Here is a 17,111-nt window from a genome sequence, read left to right as displayed (position 1 = left end):
CAGGGGTGTCATAGCGCCCCTAGCCACTCACGGCTTGTTTGGCGAAGTCGACGAGCGCGGCGTTGACCTCGTCCGGGCGCTCCTGCTGGATCCAGTGCCCGGCGCCGGGCAGCAGCTCGAACCGGCGCAGGTCGGGGACGCCTCGGCGGATGCCCTGTTCCAGCCGGTCGCGGTCGAACCAGGAGATCACCGGGTCGCGGTCGCCGGCGAGCATGAGCGCGGGCGGGCTGATCGTCGCGCCGTCCCAGGCGGCGGTGAGCGCCCAGTTGCGGTCGATGTTGCGGTACCAGTTCAGCGGGCCGGTGAAGCTGGCGCCGGCGAACTCCTCGGTGTACGCGGCGATGTCCGCCTCGGCCAGCCAGGCCGGTAGCTCGGGCGGCGGCGTCCAGGCGCCGAGGAAGCCCTTGTCCACGTCGACGAGCATGTCCCGGCCGCCTCGGCCGTCCCCGGAGATGCCGTAGAGCAGGGTGCGGAACGTCCGGTCCAGGTCGGCCTCGAACTCCGCCTCCACGCCGGGACGCTGGAAGTAGAGCTGGTAGAAGCGCTCGCCGAACCGCTCGCGCAGCGCCGTCAACGGGCGCACCGGCGAGCGGGGGATGTGCGGCACGCTCAGCCCGGCCACGCCGCGCACCACGTCCGGCCGCAGCAGCGCCGCGTGCCAGGCGACCGGGGCGCCCCAGTCGTGCCCGACCACCGTGGTGGTCCGCTCGCCCAGCTCGGTGACCAGGCCGATCGCGTCCCCGACCAGGTGCAGGATCGTGTAGTCCTCGACGTCCGCCGGGGCGTCCGTGCCGGGGTAGCCGCGCTGGTTCGGGGCCACCGCGTGGAAGCCCGCCTCGGCCAGCGCCCGCAGCTGATGCCGCCAGGAGTACCAGCTCTCCGGGAAGCCGTGCAGCAGCAGCACCAGCGGCCCCTCGCCGGCCTCGGCGATCCGCATCCGCAGCCCGTTCACCGTGACGTCCCGGTGGTTGATCCCGCTCATGACCCGACCCTATCGCTGGTCGAGCGTTCGTTTCGGACGCCGAGATGACCGCTGGATGACGCCTCCGGGTGCGTTCGGTCACGCTTCGTTGCGACGATAACCCGCGCGCGCAATGATTGCAGACGCTTGTTACCTACACAGACCTGCTATCGGAGGACTCCAGACATGCCTGCCGGCCTCATCGCCCTCGCACTGGGCGGCTTCGGTATCGGCCTCACCGAGTTCGTGATCATGGGTCTGCTGCCCGAGGTGGCGGCGGACTTCGCGGTCAGCGAGCCGGTGGCCGGGTACCTGATCTCCGGCTACGCGCTGAGCGTCGCCGTCGGCGCCATCGCGCTGACCGCCGTGCTCACCCGGTTCGACCGCAAGGCGGCGTTGATGTCGCTGATGGTGCTGTTCATCGCGGGCAACCTGATGTCGGCGCTGGCCACGTCCTACGGCGTGATGATGCTCGGGCGGGTGGTGGCCGCGCTGTGCCACGGGGCGTTCTTCGGCATCGGCTCGGTGGTCGCGGCCAACCTGGTCGCGCCGGACCGCAAGGCCAACGCCATCGCGATGATGTTCGGCGGGCTGACCATCGCCAACGTGCTCGGCGTCCCGCTGGGCACGCTGCTCGGCCAGCAGCTGGGCTGGCGGTCCACGTTCTGGGCGATCACGGTGATCGGCGTCGTCGCGCTGGTCGGCCTGTGGCGGCTGGTCCCGGTGACGCCGGCGAGCGCGGAGGTGGGGCTGCGCGCCGAGGCCGGGGTGTTCCGCCGGCCGCAGGTGTGGGCGTCCGCGGTGATCACGATCCTGGGCTACGGCGGCATGTTCGGCGGCTTCACCTACATCGCGTTCACCCTCACCGAGGTCAGCGGCTTCGCCTCCGGCGCGGTGCCGTGGCTGCTCATCCTGTTCGGCGCCGGGCTGTTCGTCGGCAACATCCTCGGCGGCCGGGCGGCGGACCGGGCGCTGACGCCGTCGCTGGTGGTCATCCTCGCGGTGCTCATCGCCGTGCTGGTCGTCTTCTCGCTGACCGCGCAGAACAAGGTCATGACCGTGGTGTCGCTGGCGCTGATGGGCGCGGCCGGTTTCGCCACCGTGCCCGGCCTGCAACTGCGGATCATGCGCCACGCCGAGGACGCCCCGACCCTGGCCTCGGGCAGCAACATCGCCGCGTTCAACATCGGCAACGCCCTCGGCGCCTGGCTGGGCGGGCTGGCCATCGGCGCCGGCCTCGGGTTCACCTCGCCGCTGTGGGTGGGCGCACTGGTGACGGCGGCCGGCCTGGTCGTGCTGCTCGCCGCCTCGGCGCGCAGGCGCTCGGCCGACCTGGTGAGAACGTGAGCTCGGTGTAGAACATTGCGGGCGCCGGTTACCGGCGTGTCGAGCTATGGTGGTGTCAAGGGTCCGGCGTACGGAAGGAGAAGCCGTTGCTGCCCGACGACGAGGTCGAAGCCCAGGTCCACGGCTGGCGGCTGCTCGCCGTGCTGCACGCCCGGATCGAGGCGCGGCTGGAGCGGGTGCTGCAGGCCGAGCACGACCTGAGCGTCAGCGAGTACGGCGTGCTGGAGCTGCTGTCCCGGCAGGTCGCGCACCACCTGCGGATGAACCAGCTGGCCACCGCGATGGCGCTGAGCCAGAGCGCCACCACCCGGCTGGTGACCCGCCTGGAGGACCGGGGCCTGCTCGCCCGATACCTGTGCGCCGACGACCGCCGGGGCATCTACAGCGAGGTCACCCCGGCCGGCTTCGAGCTGCTCGAACGCGCCCGCCCGACGCACAACACCACGCTGCGCCACGAGCTCACCGACGCCGCCAGCCGCACCCCCGAACTGGCGCACCTCATCTCCGCGATCGCCATCCCCGACCCCGACCGCTCGCTCCAGCCCCAGCCCTGAGTCCTGGGTCGGGTGGGGCGGATGCGGCAGGTCGTGGTGGGCGCGGACGGGAGCGTCCGGGTCGAGCGGGTGGCGGCGCCGGGGGAGCCCGGTGTCGGGCAGGCGCGGGTGTTGTCGCGGGTGGTGGGGATCTGCGGGTCGGACCTGCACGCGCGGGCGGGGACGCATCCGTTCATCGAGCTGCCGTACCGGCCGGGGCACGAGGTGGTCGGGGTTGTCGAGGCGGTCGGCTCCGGGGTGGACGGGGTCGCGGCGGGCGACCGGGTGGTGGTGGAGCCGAACCTGACGTGCGGGCGGTGCCGGCAGTGCCGGGCCGGGCGGTACAACATCTGCCGCGAGCTGGCGGTGTTCGGGTGCCAGACGGCCGGCGGCATGGCGGACGCGTTCCTGGTCGCGGCCGACCGGTTGCACCGGGTGCCGAAGCGGATGTCCGACGAGCTGGCCGCGCTGGTCGAGCCGCTGGCCACGCCGGTGCATGCGGTGCGCACGGCGGGCGTGGGGGCCGGCGCCAGGGTCGCGGTGCTCGGCGCCGGGCCGATCGGGCTGTTGGTGCTGGTTGCGGCGCGCGCGGCGGGTGCGGACACGGTGGTGGTCAGCGACGTGCTGGCCGGCAAGCGGGAACGGGCCGCCGCGCTGGGGGCCGACGCGGTGCTGGACGCCACCGACCCGGACATGGTCGCGCGGGCGTCGGCGAGCGGCGACGGGTTCGACGTGGTGTTCGACTGCGTGGCGGTGGCGGCGTCGATGGCGCAGGCCTGCGAGCTGGTGGACAAGGGCGGCGTGGTGACGGTGGTCGGGGTCCCGGCCGGGCCGACCACCGTGCCGCTGCACCTGGTGCAGGACCGGGAGCTGTCGGTGATCGGCAGCCTGATGTACACCGGGGAGGACATGCGGCGCGCGATCTCGCTGCTGAACACCGGCGAGGTGGCCGCCGAGGACCTGGTGACGGCGACGTTCCCGCTGGACCGGGCCGCCGAGGCGTTCGCGGCGGGGGACGATCCGGACCAGGTGAAGGTGCTGGTCCGCGTCGACGGCTGAGAACGGTCGACGGCGAACCGTCTACTCCATGAGGTATACAGCCGCTAGCTTGGATCCTTCCGAAAGCTCCGAAAGCTCCGAGCGGCAAAGGATCCAACGATGCATCCTTCTCCCACCGTGCCCGACCGCAAGATCGGGTTCGTGGCCTGGGCCACGCTGATCGGCACCAGCATCGAGTGGTACGACTTCTTCGCCTACGGCGTCGCGGCCGCGCTGGTGTTCAACAAGCAGTTCTTCCCGAACGTCTCGCCGCTGATGGGGACGTTGCTCGCGTTCAGCACCTATGGGGTGGGGTTCGTGGCGCGGCCGGTCGGCGGGGTGGTGTTCGCGCACTACGGCGACCGGGTCGGGCGCAAGTCCATGCTGGTGCTGACGTTGCTGCTGATGGGCGGCGGCACGTTCTGCGTCGGGCTGCTCCCCGGGTACGCCTCGATCGGCATCGCCGCGCCGATCCTGCTGGTCGCGCTGCGGATCGTCCAGGGCATCGGCCTCGGCGGCGAATGGGGAGCGGCCGCGCTGATGGCCGTCGAGCACGCGCCGCCGCACCGGAAGGGGTTCTACGGAAGCTGGCCGCAGACCGGCGTGCCGGCCGGGATGCTGGTGTCCAACCTGGCCTTCCTGGTGCTGTCGGCGACCATGTCAGACCAGGCGTTCCAGTCCTGGGGCTGGCGGGTGCCGTTCCTGGCCTCGATCGTGCTCATCGCCGTCGGGCTGGCGGTGCGGCTGCGGGTCAGCGAGTCACCGGAGTTCGCGGCGGTGAAGGCGGCCGGGCGGATCGAGCGGCAACCGGTGATCGCGGTGCTGCGCACCCAGCCGAAGGACGTGCTGCGCGCGGCCGGGCTGCGGTTCGCGGAGAACGGCACGTTCTACATCCACACCACGTTCGTGCTCAGCTACGGCACCACGGTGCTCGCGCTCAAACGCGACGACCTGCTCCTCGCCGTGATCATCTCGTCCGCGCTGGGGCTGTTCAGCCTGCCGTTCTACGGCGCGCTGTCGGACCGGATCGGCCGGCGCCCCGTGGTGCTGTTCGGCTCGATCCTGCTGGCCGCGATGAGCTGGCCGTACTTCTGGGGGCTGCACAGCCTGTCGGTGCCGGTGATCTGCCTGGTCACGGTGATCTGCGTGAACGTGGGCAACAGCGCGGTGTACGCGCCGCAGCCGGCGTTCTACTCCGAGCTGTTCGAGCCGAGGGTCCGCTACAGCGGCGCGTCCATCGGCGCGCAGGGTGCCAGCGTGTTCGCCGGCGGGCTCGCGCCGCTGGTGGCCACCGCGCTGCTGCAGCTCACCGGCGGGTACCACCTGATCGCCGTATACATGACGGTGCTCGCATTGATCACCGTGGTCACCGCGCTGTTCACGCCCGACCCGTACCGGCGCTCGCTGCGTGTGGCGGACGGCGCACGCTAAGAACGCGTAGGGATCGTTCTCCGGCGCCGTCTCCCGGCCGCATCCTCGTGCCGTGGTCACGAAGACGGGGTCCGACCGGCATCGGCTGGGCGCGCTGACCGGGGTGGCGGCGCTGGGGCTGGACGCGCTGGCGTCCTGCGCGTACGGGCCGGAGTCGATAGTGCTCGCGCTGGCGGTGGCCGGCGCGGCGGGCATCGCGTTCACGCTGCCGGTGACGCTGCTGATCGTGGCGCTGCTCGCGGTGCTGGTGGTGTCCTACCGGCAGGTGATCGCCGCGTACCCGGACGGCGGCGGCGCGTACACGGTGGCCAGGCGCAACCTGGGCGCGCGCGCCGGGCTGGTGGCCGCCGCGTCGCTGGTGGTGGATTACGTGCTCAACGTGGCCGTCTCGGTGGCCGCCGGGGTCGCCGCGCTCACCTCGGCGGTGCCCGCGCTGCTGCCCTGGACGCTGGAGCTGTGCCTGCTCGCGCTGCTGGTGGTGGTCGGGGTGAACCTGCGCGGGGTGCTGGCCGGCGGGCGGTTGTTCGCGGTGCCGGCCGCCGTGTTCGTGACCGCCCTCGCGGCGTGCATCGTCGCCGGCGTGGTCAGGGGCCAGCCGCTGCACCCGCTGCCGCCGCCCAGTCCCGGCGCCGCCGGCGCGAGCGTCGGGATGCTGCTGATACTGGCCGCGTTCGCGAACGGCTGCTCCGCGCTGACCGGCATCGAGGCGATCGCGAACGCCACCCCGTCGTTCCGGGCCGACCGGGCGCGGCGGGCCCGCCAGGCGGAGCTGGGCCTGGGCGTCACCCTGGGCGCGCTGCTGATCGGGCTGGCGGTGCTGGTCCAGCTGTTCGACGCGCGCCCGACCGAGGGCCGCACGCTGCTGTCGCTGCTCGCCGAGGGCTCGATCGGGACCGGCGCGGGGTACCTGGTGGTGCAGTTCGCCACGGTGGTGCTGCTGATGGTGGCGGCGAACACCTCGTACGGCGGGCTGCCGGTGCTGTTGGCCAAGCTGGCCCGCGACGGCGCGCTGCCGCACGTGTTCGGGCTGCGCGCGGACCGGCACGTCTACCGGGCCGGGCTGCTGGTGCTCTCGGTGCTGGCGGCAGGGCTGCTGGTGTTCTCCGGCGGGCAGGTGAACGTGCTGGTGCCGCTGTTCGCGGTGGGGGTGTTCGTCGGGTTCACGCTGTGTCAGCTCGGCATGGTGCGGCACTGGCTGCGGCACCGTGGCCGGGGCTGGCGCCGGCGCGGCCGGCTGGTGATCAATGCGCTGGGCTGTGCGCTGTCCGCGGTCGCGGCGGTGGTGGTCGCGGTGGAGAAGTTCACCGAGGGCGCCTGGCTGATCGTTCTGGTCGTTCCGCTGCTCGTTCTGCTGTTCGGCGCGGTGCGGCGGGCCTACCACCGCATCGGCGCCGAGCTGGGCGTGGACCGGGAGCCGACCCGGCCGCGCTCGGCCGACTCGGTGGTGGTCGTCCCGGTGGTGGCGCTGACCCGGCTGGCGGAGCGGACGCTGTCCGCCGCGATGTCCATGGGCGACCGGGCCGTCGCGGTGCACGTCGTATTCGGCGCCGAGCCGGAGGAGCTGGCCGCCGCCAGGGAGTTCCAGCGCCGCTGGGCGTGCTGGCGCCCGGACGTGCCGCTGGTGCTGCTGGAGTCCGCGCACCGGGTGCTCGGGCCGCCGATCGCGCGCTATGTGCGGTCGCTGGACGAGGAGCACGTGGTGGTGCTGGTCGGCGAGGTGCGCCCGGAGCGCTGGTGGGAGCGGCCGCTGTTCAACCGGCGCGGCGCGGTGGTCGCCCGGTACGTGGGGCGGCACACCGACGCGGTGGTCTGCCGGCTGCGCTTCCCGCTGGCCGGTCTGGGGGAGGCCGCTCCCGATGCGCGAGAAAGACCTTCCGTGCCGGCCGGATCGGGTCGCACAGTCTGAGGTCATGGTCAGCAGGCATCCGCCGGGTGCCCGAGGGGTCCGCCGCGCGCCGTTGCCGGAGAAGCTGCGCGCCCCCGCGCCGGACACCGTCGACCCGCCCGACACCGGCGTGGCGTCGCTGGCCCTGACCGACGGCCCCTCGCTGTTCCCGCCGCCCCAGGCCGGCGCCCGCCGCCACGTGGTGCTCACCCTGGACGGCGACTCGCTGGCCTGGGCCGACCTGGTGGCCGTCCTGGAGGCCGAGTCGGTGACGATCACGCTGTCCGACGGCGCCCGCTCGCTCATGAACGAGTCCAGGGCCGGGGCGCTGGCCGCGCTCGCCGAGGGCCACCGGGTGTACGGCTGGAACCAGGCGCTCGGCCCGCTCAAGGACCGCGCGCTCGAAGACGGCGACCAGCTCCAGTTCCAGGTCAACATCCTGCGCTCGCACGCCGCCGGGGTGGGCGGCTACCTGTCCCCGCCGATCGCAAGGCTGGCGCTGGTGCTGCGGGCGAACGCGCTGGCCAGGGGCACCGCCGGGGTGCGCCCGGCGGTCGTGGACCGGATGCTCGCGGTGATCAACTCGGGCATCGTGCCGCTGATGCCGGAGATCGGCTCGCTGGGCACCGGCGACCTGCAGCCGATGGCCGCCGCCGGGCTGATGCTGATCGGCGAGCGGGTCCCCGCCGCGGACCGATCGGGCGTGACCTGGGCGGACGAGGCGCTGCGCCGGGCCGGGCTGCCGGAGCGGTTCGAGCTGCACGCCGGCGAGGCGCTGGCGCTGATCAGCGGCAGCGGGGTGGTGTCCGCCTGCTACGCCGCCGCCGTGCGCCGGGTGGAGTACCAGGTGGACACGTTCCTGGGCGCGTTCGCGCTGTTCTGCGAGGCCACCAGGGCGCAGCCGCAGGCGTTCGACCCCCGGCTGCACACCGAGCGGCGCATCCCGCAGGAGGTGGTGGCCAACGAGCGGATCCTGAGCCTGGTCGGCGACAGCGAGTGGATGACCGCGGCCGGCCGGGCGCGGCTGGGCGAGCTGCGCGAGCGCGTGCAGGACTCCACGTCCGTGCGCAGCACCCCGCACAAGGTGGCCAGCGCCCTGCACACCCTGGACGAGGCGCGGCGGTTCCTGGTCTGGGAGGCGAACGCGTCCAACTCCAACCCGCTGGTCCTGAACGGACGTGGCGGGTACGAGTTCGTGATGGGCGGGAACTGGGACTGCTCCGTGCTCGGCCACTCCGCGCACTCGCTGAACGTCCAGACCGCCGACCTCGCGGTGCTGGCCAAGGACCTGTCCGGGCGGCTGGCCAACGAGCTGTGGAGCTACGGCCTGCCGCCCAGCCTGTCCGGCGGCAAGATCGGCCTGAACTCCGGCATGACGCTGGTGCACGCGGTGGCCGCGTCGCTGATCCCGGAGATGCACGCCCGCGCCACCCCGGTCAGCTCGCTGTCCTTCCCGGTCAAGGGCGGCCAGGAGGACCACAACACGATGGCCATGGCCTCGGTCCGCAACCTGGTGTCCAACGTCGAGCGCCTGGACATCGTGCTGGCGGTGCTGACGCTGATGAGCGCGCAGGGCGTCGACCTGATCGCCGGCCGCATGTCCGGGCTCGCGCTCGGCCGGCGGTCCGCGCGGGTGCACGCCCTGGTCCGCTCGGTGATCGACCCGCTCGGTGACGACCGCTACATGACCGACGACGTCGAACGGATGACCACCCTGGTCCGGGGCGGCCGGATCGGCCACCTGGTGCGGCCGCTGCGCTCCCCGTCGGAGTGACGCTTCGTCCACGGCCGCGTGACCTGGGCTTGTGGGCGCTGCGCGGGCGGTAGCACGCTGGCCTGGTCGTCGATCCCCGGGAGGTCGCCGTGAGCCATGTTGTGGGCGAGGGTGCCGCTGCCGCCGGCCCCGACGCGCGAGAGATGCTGGTCCGGCTCGGCCGTTCGTGGGGGTGGGCCGCCTTCTTCGGGGCGGTGTCGCTGGTGGCCGGGATCCTGGCGCTGGTCTGGCCGGGGCCGACGCTGCTCATCCTGGCGGTGATCTTCGGCGCCCAGCTCGTGGTCGGCGGGGTGTTCCGGCTGGTCGGCGCGATCGCCTTCGACGACGCCAGCGGCGGCACCCGCGCGCTGCTGGCGATCCTCGGCCTGCTCGGGCTGATCGTCGGCGTGTACGCGCTGCGGCACCTGATGATCACGGTGCTGGCGCTGGGGCTGATCCTGGGCATCTACTGGGTCATCGACGGCATCACCCAGCTGTTCGTGGCGATCGACCATTCCGGGATGCCCGGCCGCGGCTGGGTGGTGGCCAGCGGCGTGCTCGGCATCGTCGCCGGCGTGCTCCTGCTCGCCCTCCCGGAGGTCTCCGCGCTGGTCCTGGCCCTGGTCGTCGGCATCTGGCTGCTCATCTTCGGCATCATGCAGCTCGCCGCCGCCTTCCAGCTCCGCCGTTTGTCCAGGTCAGAGCCCGTGAGTGGTTAGCGTTGTCATAGCAACGCCAACCACTCACGGGTTGGTGCGGGCGCGCCGCCACGTGGGGCTGTCCAGGAAGTGGTTGTCGAAGCGGTCCTGGTTGTCCAGGATCTCCCGCGGGCTGGCCTGGCCTTTCATCACGCGCTCGCCGAGGCGGAAGTAGTCGAACCGGTCCCGCATGCCGGGGGCGAACGTGATGAGCACGTCGGCGCCGGCCCCCTCGGGGGTGCCGAACGCGTGCGGCAGGTAGGCCGGGACGACCAGGAAGTCGCCGGCGTCCAGGGTGAGGACGCGGTCGCCGGCCAGCGCCTGCAGCGAGCCTTCGAGCACGAAGAAGATCTCGGCCGAGCCGGAGTGGTAGTGCGGCGGCGGGCCGTCGGTGCCGGGTGCCAGGCGTGAGCGGTTCGCGCTGATCACCCCGCCGGTGTCGCGGCCGTCGGCGAGCAGCGTGATCGTGCTCGGGCCGCCGCCGAGCACCTCGGCCTGGTCGGCGCGGACCAGGGTGGCGGACGGGCTGTCGGGCTGGATCAGGGACATGGTGGCCTCCTCGTCGGGGTTGGTTCGCTTGAGGATAGTTCGCTAGAGAATTATCTGCCAGCGAATAGGATGGCGGGGTGGAGCGGGATGCGGTGGATGTGATCGTCGAGCAGTGGCGGCGGGAGCGGCCGGACCTGGACCTGAGCGCGATCGGGGTGGTCGGGCGGATCATGCGGCTGTCGCTGGTGCTCGGTGCGGTGGCGCGGCGGTGGTCGGAGCGGTACGGGCTGGGCGCCGGGGAGTTCGACGTGGTCACCGCGCTGCGCCGATCCGGCCCGCCGTACGCGGTGATCCCCTCCGAGCTGGCCGACTCGCTGCTGATGTCCCGCTCGGGGATGACCAAGCGGCTGGACCGGCTGGAGGGGGCCGGCCTGGTGCGCCGGCGCCTGGACCCCGCCGACCGGCGCAGCGTCCGCGTCGAGCTGACCGACGAGGGCCGCCGCCTGATCGACGCCGTTCTGGTCGAACACGCCGCGAACCTCAACCGCCTGGTCTCCGACCTGGCCGACGACGACCGTGCCGCGCTGGAGCGCTCCCTGCGGACGCTGCTGCACACCGCCGAGCACGACGTTGACGCAGGTCAGAACCCGTGAGTGGCTAGGGCCGCCATAGCGACCCTAGCCACTCACGGGGCGTGAGCTGGGAGTTCCCGATCTGCGGGAATCGTATGGGACCGGGGCGGGGGCGGTTCTTAGCGTGCGGCTATGCGAGGCGAGGAGCGGACGGAGACGGTGATCGCGGGCGTGCTGCGGGCGCCGGACGGGGGGTTCGGGCGCGGGCGGGTGCACGTCGGCGGCGGGGTGGTCACCGAGGTGGTGGCGGGGGATTCGCCGTATGCGGGGCCGGCGGAGGTCATTGATGTCGGTGACGCGTATGTGCTGCCGGGCGCGGTGGACGCGCACGTGCATTCGTACTCGCACGGCGGGGAGGGGTTGCGGGCGTCGACGTCGGCGGCGGCGGCCGGCGGGGTGACCACCGTGGTGGAGATGCCGTTCGACGCGGACGGGCCGATCAACAACCGCGACCGGCTGGCGGCCAAGCAGGATCGCATCGCCACAGAGGCGGTGGTGGACGTCGCCGTGTTGGGCACCTGCGAGCCCGGCGGCGGCTGGCGGCGGGCCGGCGAGCTGGTGGACGCCGGGGTGGTCGGGTTCAAGGTGTCGCTGTTCGACACCGACCCGTTCCGGTTCCCGAGGATCGACGACGCCGAGCTGCTGGACGTGATGGCCGCGGTCGGCGAGGCCGGCTCGACGCTGTGCGCGCACGCGGAGAACAACGAGATCATCAAGGCGCTGCTGGCCGACCCGGCGAACCGGGCCAGCACCGACCCGGGCGTGCACGGGCGGACCCGCCCGCCGGTGTCGGAGACGCTCGGGCTGCTCACCGCCATGGAGATCGCCGCCGACCGGGGCAACGCGCTGCACCTGTGCCACCTCTCGCTGGGCCGGTCCGCCGACCTGGTCGCCTGGTACCGCGGCCAGGGCGTGGACGTGACGTTCGAGACCTGCCCGCACTACCTGCTGTTCACCGAGGCGGACATGGCGGACGGTCGGTTGAAGATCAACCCACCGCTGCGCGGCGAGGCCGACCGGGAGGCGATGTGGCGGGCCGTCGGCACCGGGCTGGCCACGGTGATCGCGTCCGACCACGCGCCGTGGCCGCTCGAGCTCAAGGACCACGCCGCGATCCTGGACAACCACTCCGGGACGCCGGGCACCGAGACGCTGGTGGCCACCGCGCTCGGCGGCTGCCTGCGCCGGTTCGGGCCGGGCGAGGCGTTCGGGCGGGCCATCGACGCGCTGACCGCCAACCCGGCGGACCGCTATGGCATCGGCCACCGCAAGGGCCGCCTGGAGCCGGGGCACGACGCGGACCTGATGGTGCTCGCCCCGACCGAGGACTGGCGGGTCGACGCCGGCGCGCTGCACTCCAACGCGGGCTGGAGCCCGTACGAGGGATACGCCCCCGGCGCTCGGGTCACGATGACCATGTCCCGGGGTAGCGTCGTCTGGAGCGCGGAGAAAGGCCTGGTCGGGGCCCCCGGTCACGGCGAGCAGGTGTCCCGGGGGTGATCGTGGCGGTGGAGGCGGGTCACGGCCGGCGCGCGGGCGAGCTGTCCTCGCTCGATCGCGGGCTGCAGATCCTGGCGTACATCCAGGATCATGGGCAGGTCGACGCGGCCGGCATCATCGCCGGCCTGGACATCCCGTCCTCCACCGTCTACCGGTACGTCCGGCTGCTCAAGAACGCCGGCTTCGTCGTCGACGTGGGCGGGCAGCTGCTGCCCAGCCGGCGGCTGGCCGACCCGTCGGTGGCCGGCTCGGAGCACCTGGTCGACCTGGCGCGGCCGGTGCTCGGGCGGCTGCGTGAGCGGTCCGGGCTGGGGTGCGCGCTGACCGTGCGGGTGCACACCGCCGCGCTGTGCCTGGACACCCGGCACAGCGGCTCGGGCAGCGTGGCGTACCACCCCGGCGAGGTGCTCGCGCTCTACGCCGGCGCCAGCGCCACGCCGCTGCTGGCCATGGCGCCGGGGCCGGTGCGCCGCCAGGTGCTCGGCGCGCGGCTGCACAGGTTCACCGCCGCCACCCCGGACGCCGCCGCGCTGCGCGCCGAGCTGGTCGTCATCCGCGAGCAGGGCTATCACGTGTCGCGGGGGTGGCTGACGCCCGGCATGACGGCGGTCGGGGTGCCGGTGATGGTCGCGGGCTCGTGCCTGTGCGCGCTGTCGCTGATCGGCACCGACCGCGACCTGGCCGACACCGCCGGCGCCCTGGAGCTGCTGCGGCACGCGGCCGGCGAGCTGGTCGCGCGGCTGCCGAAGGCGCCGTCGATCGCGTGGACGCCGCCGGAGCCGGGGGAGTCGAACGGGGTGGGCACATGACTGTGCGGGCGTTGCGGGGGAGCGAGCGGCGGTGCCGGAGCTGGCGGGCCGAGGCGCTGCTGCGGATGTTGGAGAACGTGCTGGAGGTCGGCGAGCGGCCGGAGGACCTGGTGGTCTACGCCTCGCTCGGCAAGGCCGCCAGGGACTGGCCGTCGTACCGCGCGATCGTCGCCGCGCTGCGCGAGCTGGAGGAGGACCAGACGCTGGTGCTGCAGACCGGGCGGCCGGTCGGCGTGCTGCGGACGCATGCCAACGCGCCGATGGTGGTCTCGGCGGTGAACAACACGGTCGGGCGGTGGGCCACCGAGGAACGCTTCTACCAGCGGATGCGCGACGGGCAGACCATCTGGGGCGGGCTCACCGCGGCGGCCTGGCAGTACATCGGCCGCCAGGGCGTGCTGGCCGGTACGTACGAGCTGTTCAGGGCGGCACTCGCCGGCCAGCCAGGGGAGGGGCGGTGGGTGCTGACCGCCGGGCTGGGCGGGATGGGCTCGGCGCAGCCGATCAGCGCCGGGATGCTCGGGCTGAGCACGCTGGTCGTGGAGGCCGACCCCGCCAAGATCGACAAGTTGCGGGACGCCGGCGGGCTGGACGCGGTGGCGGGCGACCTGGACGAGGCGCTCACGCTGGTGCGGTCTGGAGCCGCCCGGGCGGTGGCGCTGCGCGGCAACGCGGCCACCGTGTTCACCGACATCGCGGCGCGCGCCCAGGCGCCGGGGTTCGACGTCCCGGACCTGGTCACCGACCAGACCGCCGCCCACGACGCCCGCTACGGCTACCTGCCCGAGGGCCTGGACCTGGCCGGCTGGCACGAGCTGCGCGAACGTGACCCGGCCGAGGTGGAGCGGCGCGCCCGGGAGAGCATGTCGCGCCAGGTGGAGGCCATGCTCGCGCTCGCCGACGCCGGTTCGGTGGTGTTCGAGAACGGCAACAACCTGCGCGTGCAGGCGTCGCACCCGAGGGCCTTCGAGATCCCCGGGTTCATGGAGGCGTACCTGCGGCCGTTGTTCTGCCGGGGGATCGGGCCGTTCCGGTGGGTCGCGGTGTCCGGGGACGAGGACGACCTGGCGGTGGTGGACGGGCTGGCCGCCACGCTGTTCCCGGAGCGGCCCGAGGTTGCCGAGTGGATCAAGCTGGCGCGCGAGCGGATCCCGCCGCAGGGGCTGCCCGCGCGGTCCTGCTGGCTGGGGCACGGCGAGCGGTCCCGGCTGGCGGTGGCGGTGAACGACGAGGTGCGCGCCGGCCGGTGCGGGCCGGTGTTGTTCAGCCGCGACCACCTGGACTCCGCCGGCATGACGCACCCCAAGATCGGCACCGAGGGCATGAAGGACGGCTCCGACGGCGTCACCGACTGGCCGCTGCTGGACGCGATGCTGTTGTCCGCCGGCGGGGCGGACCTGGTGGCCGTGCACTCCGGCGGCGGCGGGTACGCGGGCTGGATGCAGTCCGCCGGGGTGTCGGTGGTGGCCGACGGCACCCCGGCCGCCGCCGGCCGGCTCCAGCTCGCGCTCGACCTGGACTCCGGGCTTGGCGTGCTCCGCCATGCCACCGCCGGCTACCCCGAGGCGGCCGAGGCGGTCGACGCGCCCGGTTCGGACGTGATCTCGATCAACACCGAGGAGTACCGCGATGCGTGAACTGACCAGCGACGACGCCCGCCGGGCGGTGCTCGGCGGCGGGGTGTTCGCCTGCGGTGGCGGCGGCTGGCGCCGGCACGGCGAGCTGATGGGCTCGCTGGCCACCTCGGTGGGCCGCCCGGTGCTGGCGTCGGTGGACGAGCTGCCGGCGGACTCCTGGGTGGCCACGGTGACCGCCATCGGCGCCCCGGCCGCCGAGAACTGGGAGATCCAGCCGGTCGACTACGTGCACGCGCTGCAGAAGCTGATCGACGTGTGCGAGCACCCGATCGCGGCGGTGATGACCGCGCAGAACGGCTACTCCACCTCGCTGAACGGCTGGATGCAGTCCGCCGTCCTCGGCGTTCGCGTCCTGGACGCGGCGGGCGACGTGCGCGCGCACCCGACCGGCAAGCTCGGCTCGATGGGCCTGACCTCCCGCGAGGGGTACGTCTCCACGCAGGTGGTCAGCGGCGGCAACCGCGCGCTGCACGGGCACTTCTCGTCTGTGAACCAGGGCAGCGTGCAGACCTGCGACGACGTGCTGCGCGACATCTCGGTGCGGACCGGCGGGTTCATCGCGGCCGCGCGCAACCCGGTCGAGCTGTCCTGGGTGCGCGAGCACGCGGCGGTCGGCGCGATCTCGCTCGCGCTGGACCTCGGCGCGGCCATGGAGGCGGCGGCCCCGGACGGCGGGGAGGCCGTGGTGGAGGCGGTGTGCGCCACCATCGGCGCCCGGGTGTTGGCCACCGGCGGGCTGGCGCACGAGGTGGGGCTGGACACGCACGGCGGGTTCGACCACGGCACGTTCCGCATCGGCGAGCACACCGTGCCGTACCTCAACGAGTTCATGGCCGTCGACGCCGGCGGCGAGCGGGTGGCCAGCTACCCGGACACGATCGCCATCCTGCGCGCCGAGGACGGGCTGCCGCTCGCGGTGGAGCACGCCGAGCCGGGCATGCCGGTCGTGCTCGTGGCCGCCGACGCCACCAAGCTGCCGCTGTCCTCGTCCGCCGTCGACCCGGTGGCGGTGGGCGAGTGCGAGGAGCTGATGGGCATGGAGTTCCTGCGCTACCTCCCGTCAAGGGGCACCGCATGATCGACGCGTTGGCCCCGGATGCCGGGCGGCTGCAAGGGCAGATCGACGAGCTGTCGGCGTTCCACGACTCCGGCCGGCCGGGCTGGAGCCGGGAGGTGTTCTCCGAGCCGTACCGGGCGTCCCGGGAGTGGGTGCGCGCGGCGATGGCCGAGGCCGGGCTGAACCCGGTGATCGACGACGCCGGCAACATCGTCGGCCGGCTGCCGGGCCGGCGGCGTTCCGGGCCCGCGCTGGTCACCGGGTCGCACACGGACACCGTCCCGTCCGGCGGGCGGTTCGACGGCGTGGTCGGGGTGCTGGCCGGGATCGAGGTGGCGCGGCGGCTGCGCGAGACCGGCACCGAGCTGGAGCACGACCTGCTGGTGGTGGACTTCCTCGGCGAGGAGGCCAACGAGTTCGGCATCTCCTGCATGGGCTCGCGGGCGGTCGCCGGGGTGCTGCGCCCGGAGCACCTGGACCGCACGGACGGCGACGGGCTCGCGCTGGGCACCGCCATGGAGCGCTTCGGGCTGGACCCGTCGGCGGCCCTGGGCCGGCCGTGGCGCGCTTCAGACGTGCACGGATACGTCGAGCTGCACATCGAGCAGGGGCCGCTGCTGGAACGCTCGGGCCACGACATCGGCGTGGTGACCGCGATCGCCGGCATCGACCGGCTGCTGGTGACGTTCGCCGGCCGCTCCGGGCACGCCGGCACCACACCGATGGCCGACCGGCACGACGCGCTGGTCTCGGCCGCCGCCGCCGTGCTCACCGTGGAACGCGTCGGCTGCGGTGCCCCGGTGCACGGCGTGGCGACGTCCGGGCACATCCAATCCGGCCCCGGCTCCATGGGCGTGATCACCGACCAGGCCCGGCTGTGGGCGGAGATCCGCAGCGTGGACGGCTCCTGGCTGCACGGCGCGCGCCGCCAGATCGTCGACGAGATCGCCTCGGAAGCACGTGCGCGGGGCGTCGACATCGACGTCGAATGGCTGACCGACCAGGACCCGGTGCCGACCACCGAGGCCGTCCGCGACCGGATCACCGAGGCCGCCGACGACCTGGGCCTGCCGTGGAAGGCGGTGCCGTCCGGGGCCGGCCACGACGCCGCGCACCTGGCCACCCTCGGCCCGATGGGCATGATCTTCGTCCCCTCGGTGGCCGGCCGCAGCCACTGCCCCGAGGAGCTGACGGCCCCCGCCGACATAGCCCGAGGCGCCCACCTGCTGGCCGCCACCCTGCTCAGAATGGACAGCCCGTGACCCCGACCACCCCCATTTCGGCACACACCGTGTGGGCGCCGCACACACGCCACAACATGTGTGCGGCGGCAACAAGCTG

Annotated in this window: 15 protein-coding genes; 13 read left to right on the top strand and 2 right to left on the bottom strand. The window is 73.4% G+C overall.

Going from position 1 to position 17,111, the window contains the following annotated elements:
• Positions 1-19 precede the first annotated feature (19 nt).
• A complete protein-coding gene (locus N912_RS0117060; protein WP_028923362.1) occupies positions 20-982 on the bottom strand; it encodes an alpha/beta fold hydrolase in 963 nt (320 codons plus the stop codon).
• 165 nt (positions 983-1,147) lie between these two features.
• Between N912_RS0117060 and N912_RS0117055 the strand changes: the two genes are divergently transcribed.
• From N912_RS0117055 to N912_RS0117025, 7 genes are all read left to right on the top strand, one after another.
• Positions 1,148-2,308: an MFS transporter gene (locus N912_RS0117055; RefSeq protein WP_028923361.1), complete on the top strand. Its 1,161-nt coding sequence runs from the start codon at positions 1,148-1,150 to the stop codon at positions 2,306-2,308.
• A gap of 86 nt (positions 2,309-2,394) precedes the next feature.
• Positions 2,395-2,862, top strand: coding sequence for a MarR family winged helix-turn-helix transcriptional regulator (locus tag N912_RS0117050; RefSeq protein ID WP_028923360.1), 468 nt, complete (start codon positions 2,395-2,397; stop codon positions 2,860-2,862).
• A 21-nt stretch (positions 2,863-2,883) separates the two neighbouring features.
• Positions 2,884-3,900, top strand: a complete 1,017-nt coding sequence (locus tag N912_RS0117045; protein ID WP_037065220.1) for a zinc-dependent alcohol dehydrogenase — start codon at positions 2,884-2,886, stop codon at positions 3,898-3,900.
• Between the two features lie 99 nt (positions 3,901-3,999).
• The gene (locus tag N912_RS0117040) at positions 4,000-5,310 is read left to right on the top strand and encodes an MFS transporter (protein ID WP_028923358.1); all 1,311 of its coding nucleotides are present in this window, start codon (positions 4,000-4,002) and stop codon (positions 5,308-5,310) included.
• Positions 5,311-5,362: 52 nt separating this feature from the next.
• Entirely contained in the window at positions 5,363-7,216 is a 1,854-nt protein-coding gene (locus N912_RS66475; protein ID WP_064745304.1) for an APC family permease, read from the top strand.
• A 4-nt stretch (positions 7,217-7,220) separates the two neighbouring features.
• Entirely contained in the window at positions 7,221-8,969 is a 1,749-nt protein-coding gene (locus N912_RS52550; RefSeq protein ID WP_084210966.1) for an HAL/PAL/TAL family ammonia-lyase, read from the top strand.
• A gap of 89 nt (positions 8,970-9,058) precedes the next feature.
• Positions 9,059-9,667: an HdeD family acid-resistance protein gene (locus tag N912_RS0117025; RefSeq protein ID WP_156993689.1), complete on the top strand. Its 609-nt coding sequence runs from the start codon at positions 9,059-9,061 to the stop codon at positions 9,665-9,667.
• Between the two features lie 24 nt (positions 9,668-9,691).
• Here the strand turns inward: N912_RS0117025 and N912_RS0117020 are convergent, their stop codons facing one another.
• A complete protein-coding gene (locus N912_RS0117020; RefSeq protein ID WP_051580340.1) occupies positions 9,692-10,195 on the bottom strand; it encodes a cupin domain-containing protein in 504 nt (167 codons plus the stop codon).
• A 77-nt stretch (positions 10,196-10,272) separates the two neighbouring features.
• On the opposite strand from N912_RS0117020, the gene N912_RS0117015 reads away from it, so the two are divergent.
• The 6 genes from N912_RS0117015 to N912_RS0116990 all read left to right on the top strand — a co-directional run bounded on the left by N912_RS0117015 (position 10,273) and on the right by N912_RS0116990 (position 17,032).
• Positions 10,273-10,788 (top strand): MarR family winged helix-turn-helix transcriptional regulator, encoded by a 516-nt coding sequence (locus N912_RS0117015; RefSeq protein ID WP_028923355.1) that lies wholly within the window; start codon positions 10,273-10,275, stop codon positions 10,786-10,788.
• 111 nt (positions 10,789-10,899) lie between these two features.
• Positions 10,900-12,267: a dihydroorotase gene (locus N912_RS0117010; protein WP_051580339.1), complete on the top strand. Its 1,368-nt coding sequence runs from the start codon at positions 10,900-10,902 to the stop codon at positions 12,265-12,267.
• Positions 12,264-13,076: an IclR family transcriptional regulator gene (locus N912_RS0117005; RefSeq protein WP_245645317.1), complete on the top strand. Its 813-nt coding sequence runs from the start codon at positions 12,264-12,266 to the stop codon at positions 13,074-13,076. The genes N912_RS0117010 and N912_RS0117005 overlap by 4 nt, the downstream gene beginning before the upstream one ends.
• Positions 13,073-14,713, top strand: a complete 1,641-nt coding sequence (locus N912_RS0117000) for a urocanate hydratase (protein WP_028923352.1) — start codon at positions 13,073-13,075, stop codon at positions 14,711-14,713. The genes N912_RS0117005 and N912_RS0117000 overlap by 4 nt, the downstream gene beginning before the upstream one ends.
• On the top strand, positions 14,706-15,791 hold the full coding sequence (locus tag N912_RS0116995) for an S-methyl thiohydantoin desulfurase domain-containing protein (RefSeq protein WP_028923351.1): 1,086 nt from the start codon (positions 14,706-14,708) through the stop codon (positions 15,789-15,791). Before N912_RS0117000 ends, N912_RS0116995 begins: the two co-directional genes overlap by 8 nt.
• Entirely contained in the window at positions 15,788-17,032 is a 1,245-nt protein-coding gene (locus N912_RS0116990; RefSeq protein WP_028923350.1) for a M20 family metallo-hydrolase, read from the top strand. Before N912_RS0116995 ends, N912_RS0116990 begins: the two co-directional genes overlap by 4 nt.
• The last annotated feature ends 79 nt before the right edge of the window (positions 17,033-17,111 follow it).

Origin of the sequence: Actinospineispora acaciae DSM 45401, from assembly GCF_000620785.1 — a bacterium.
Lineage (GTDB): Bacteria > Actinomycetota > Actinomycetes > Mycobacteriales > Pseudonocardiaceae > Pseudonocardia > Pseudonocardia acaciae.
This window is presented reverse-complemented; position numbering and strand designations above follow the sequence as displayed.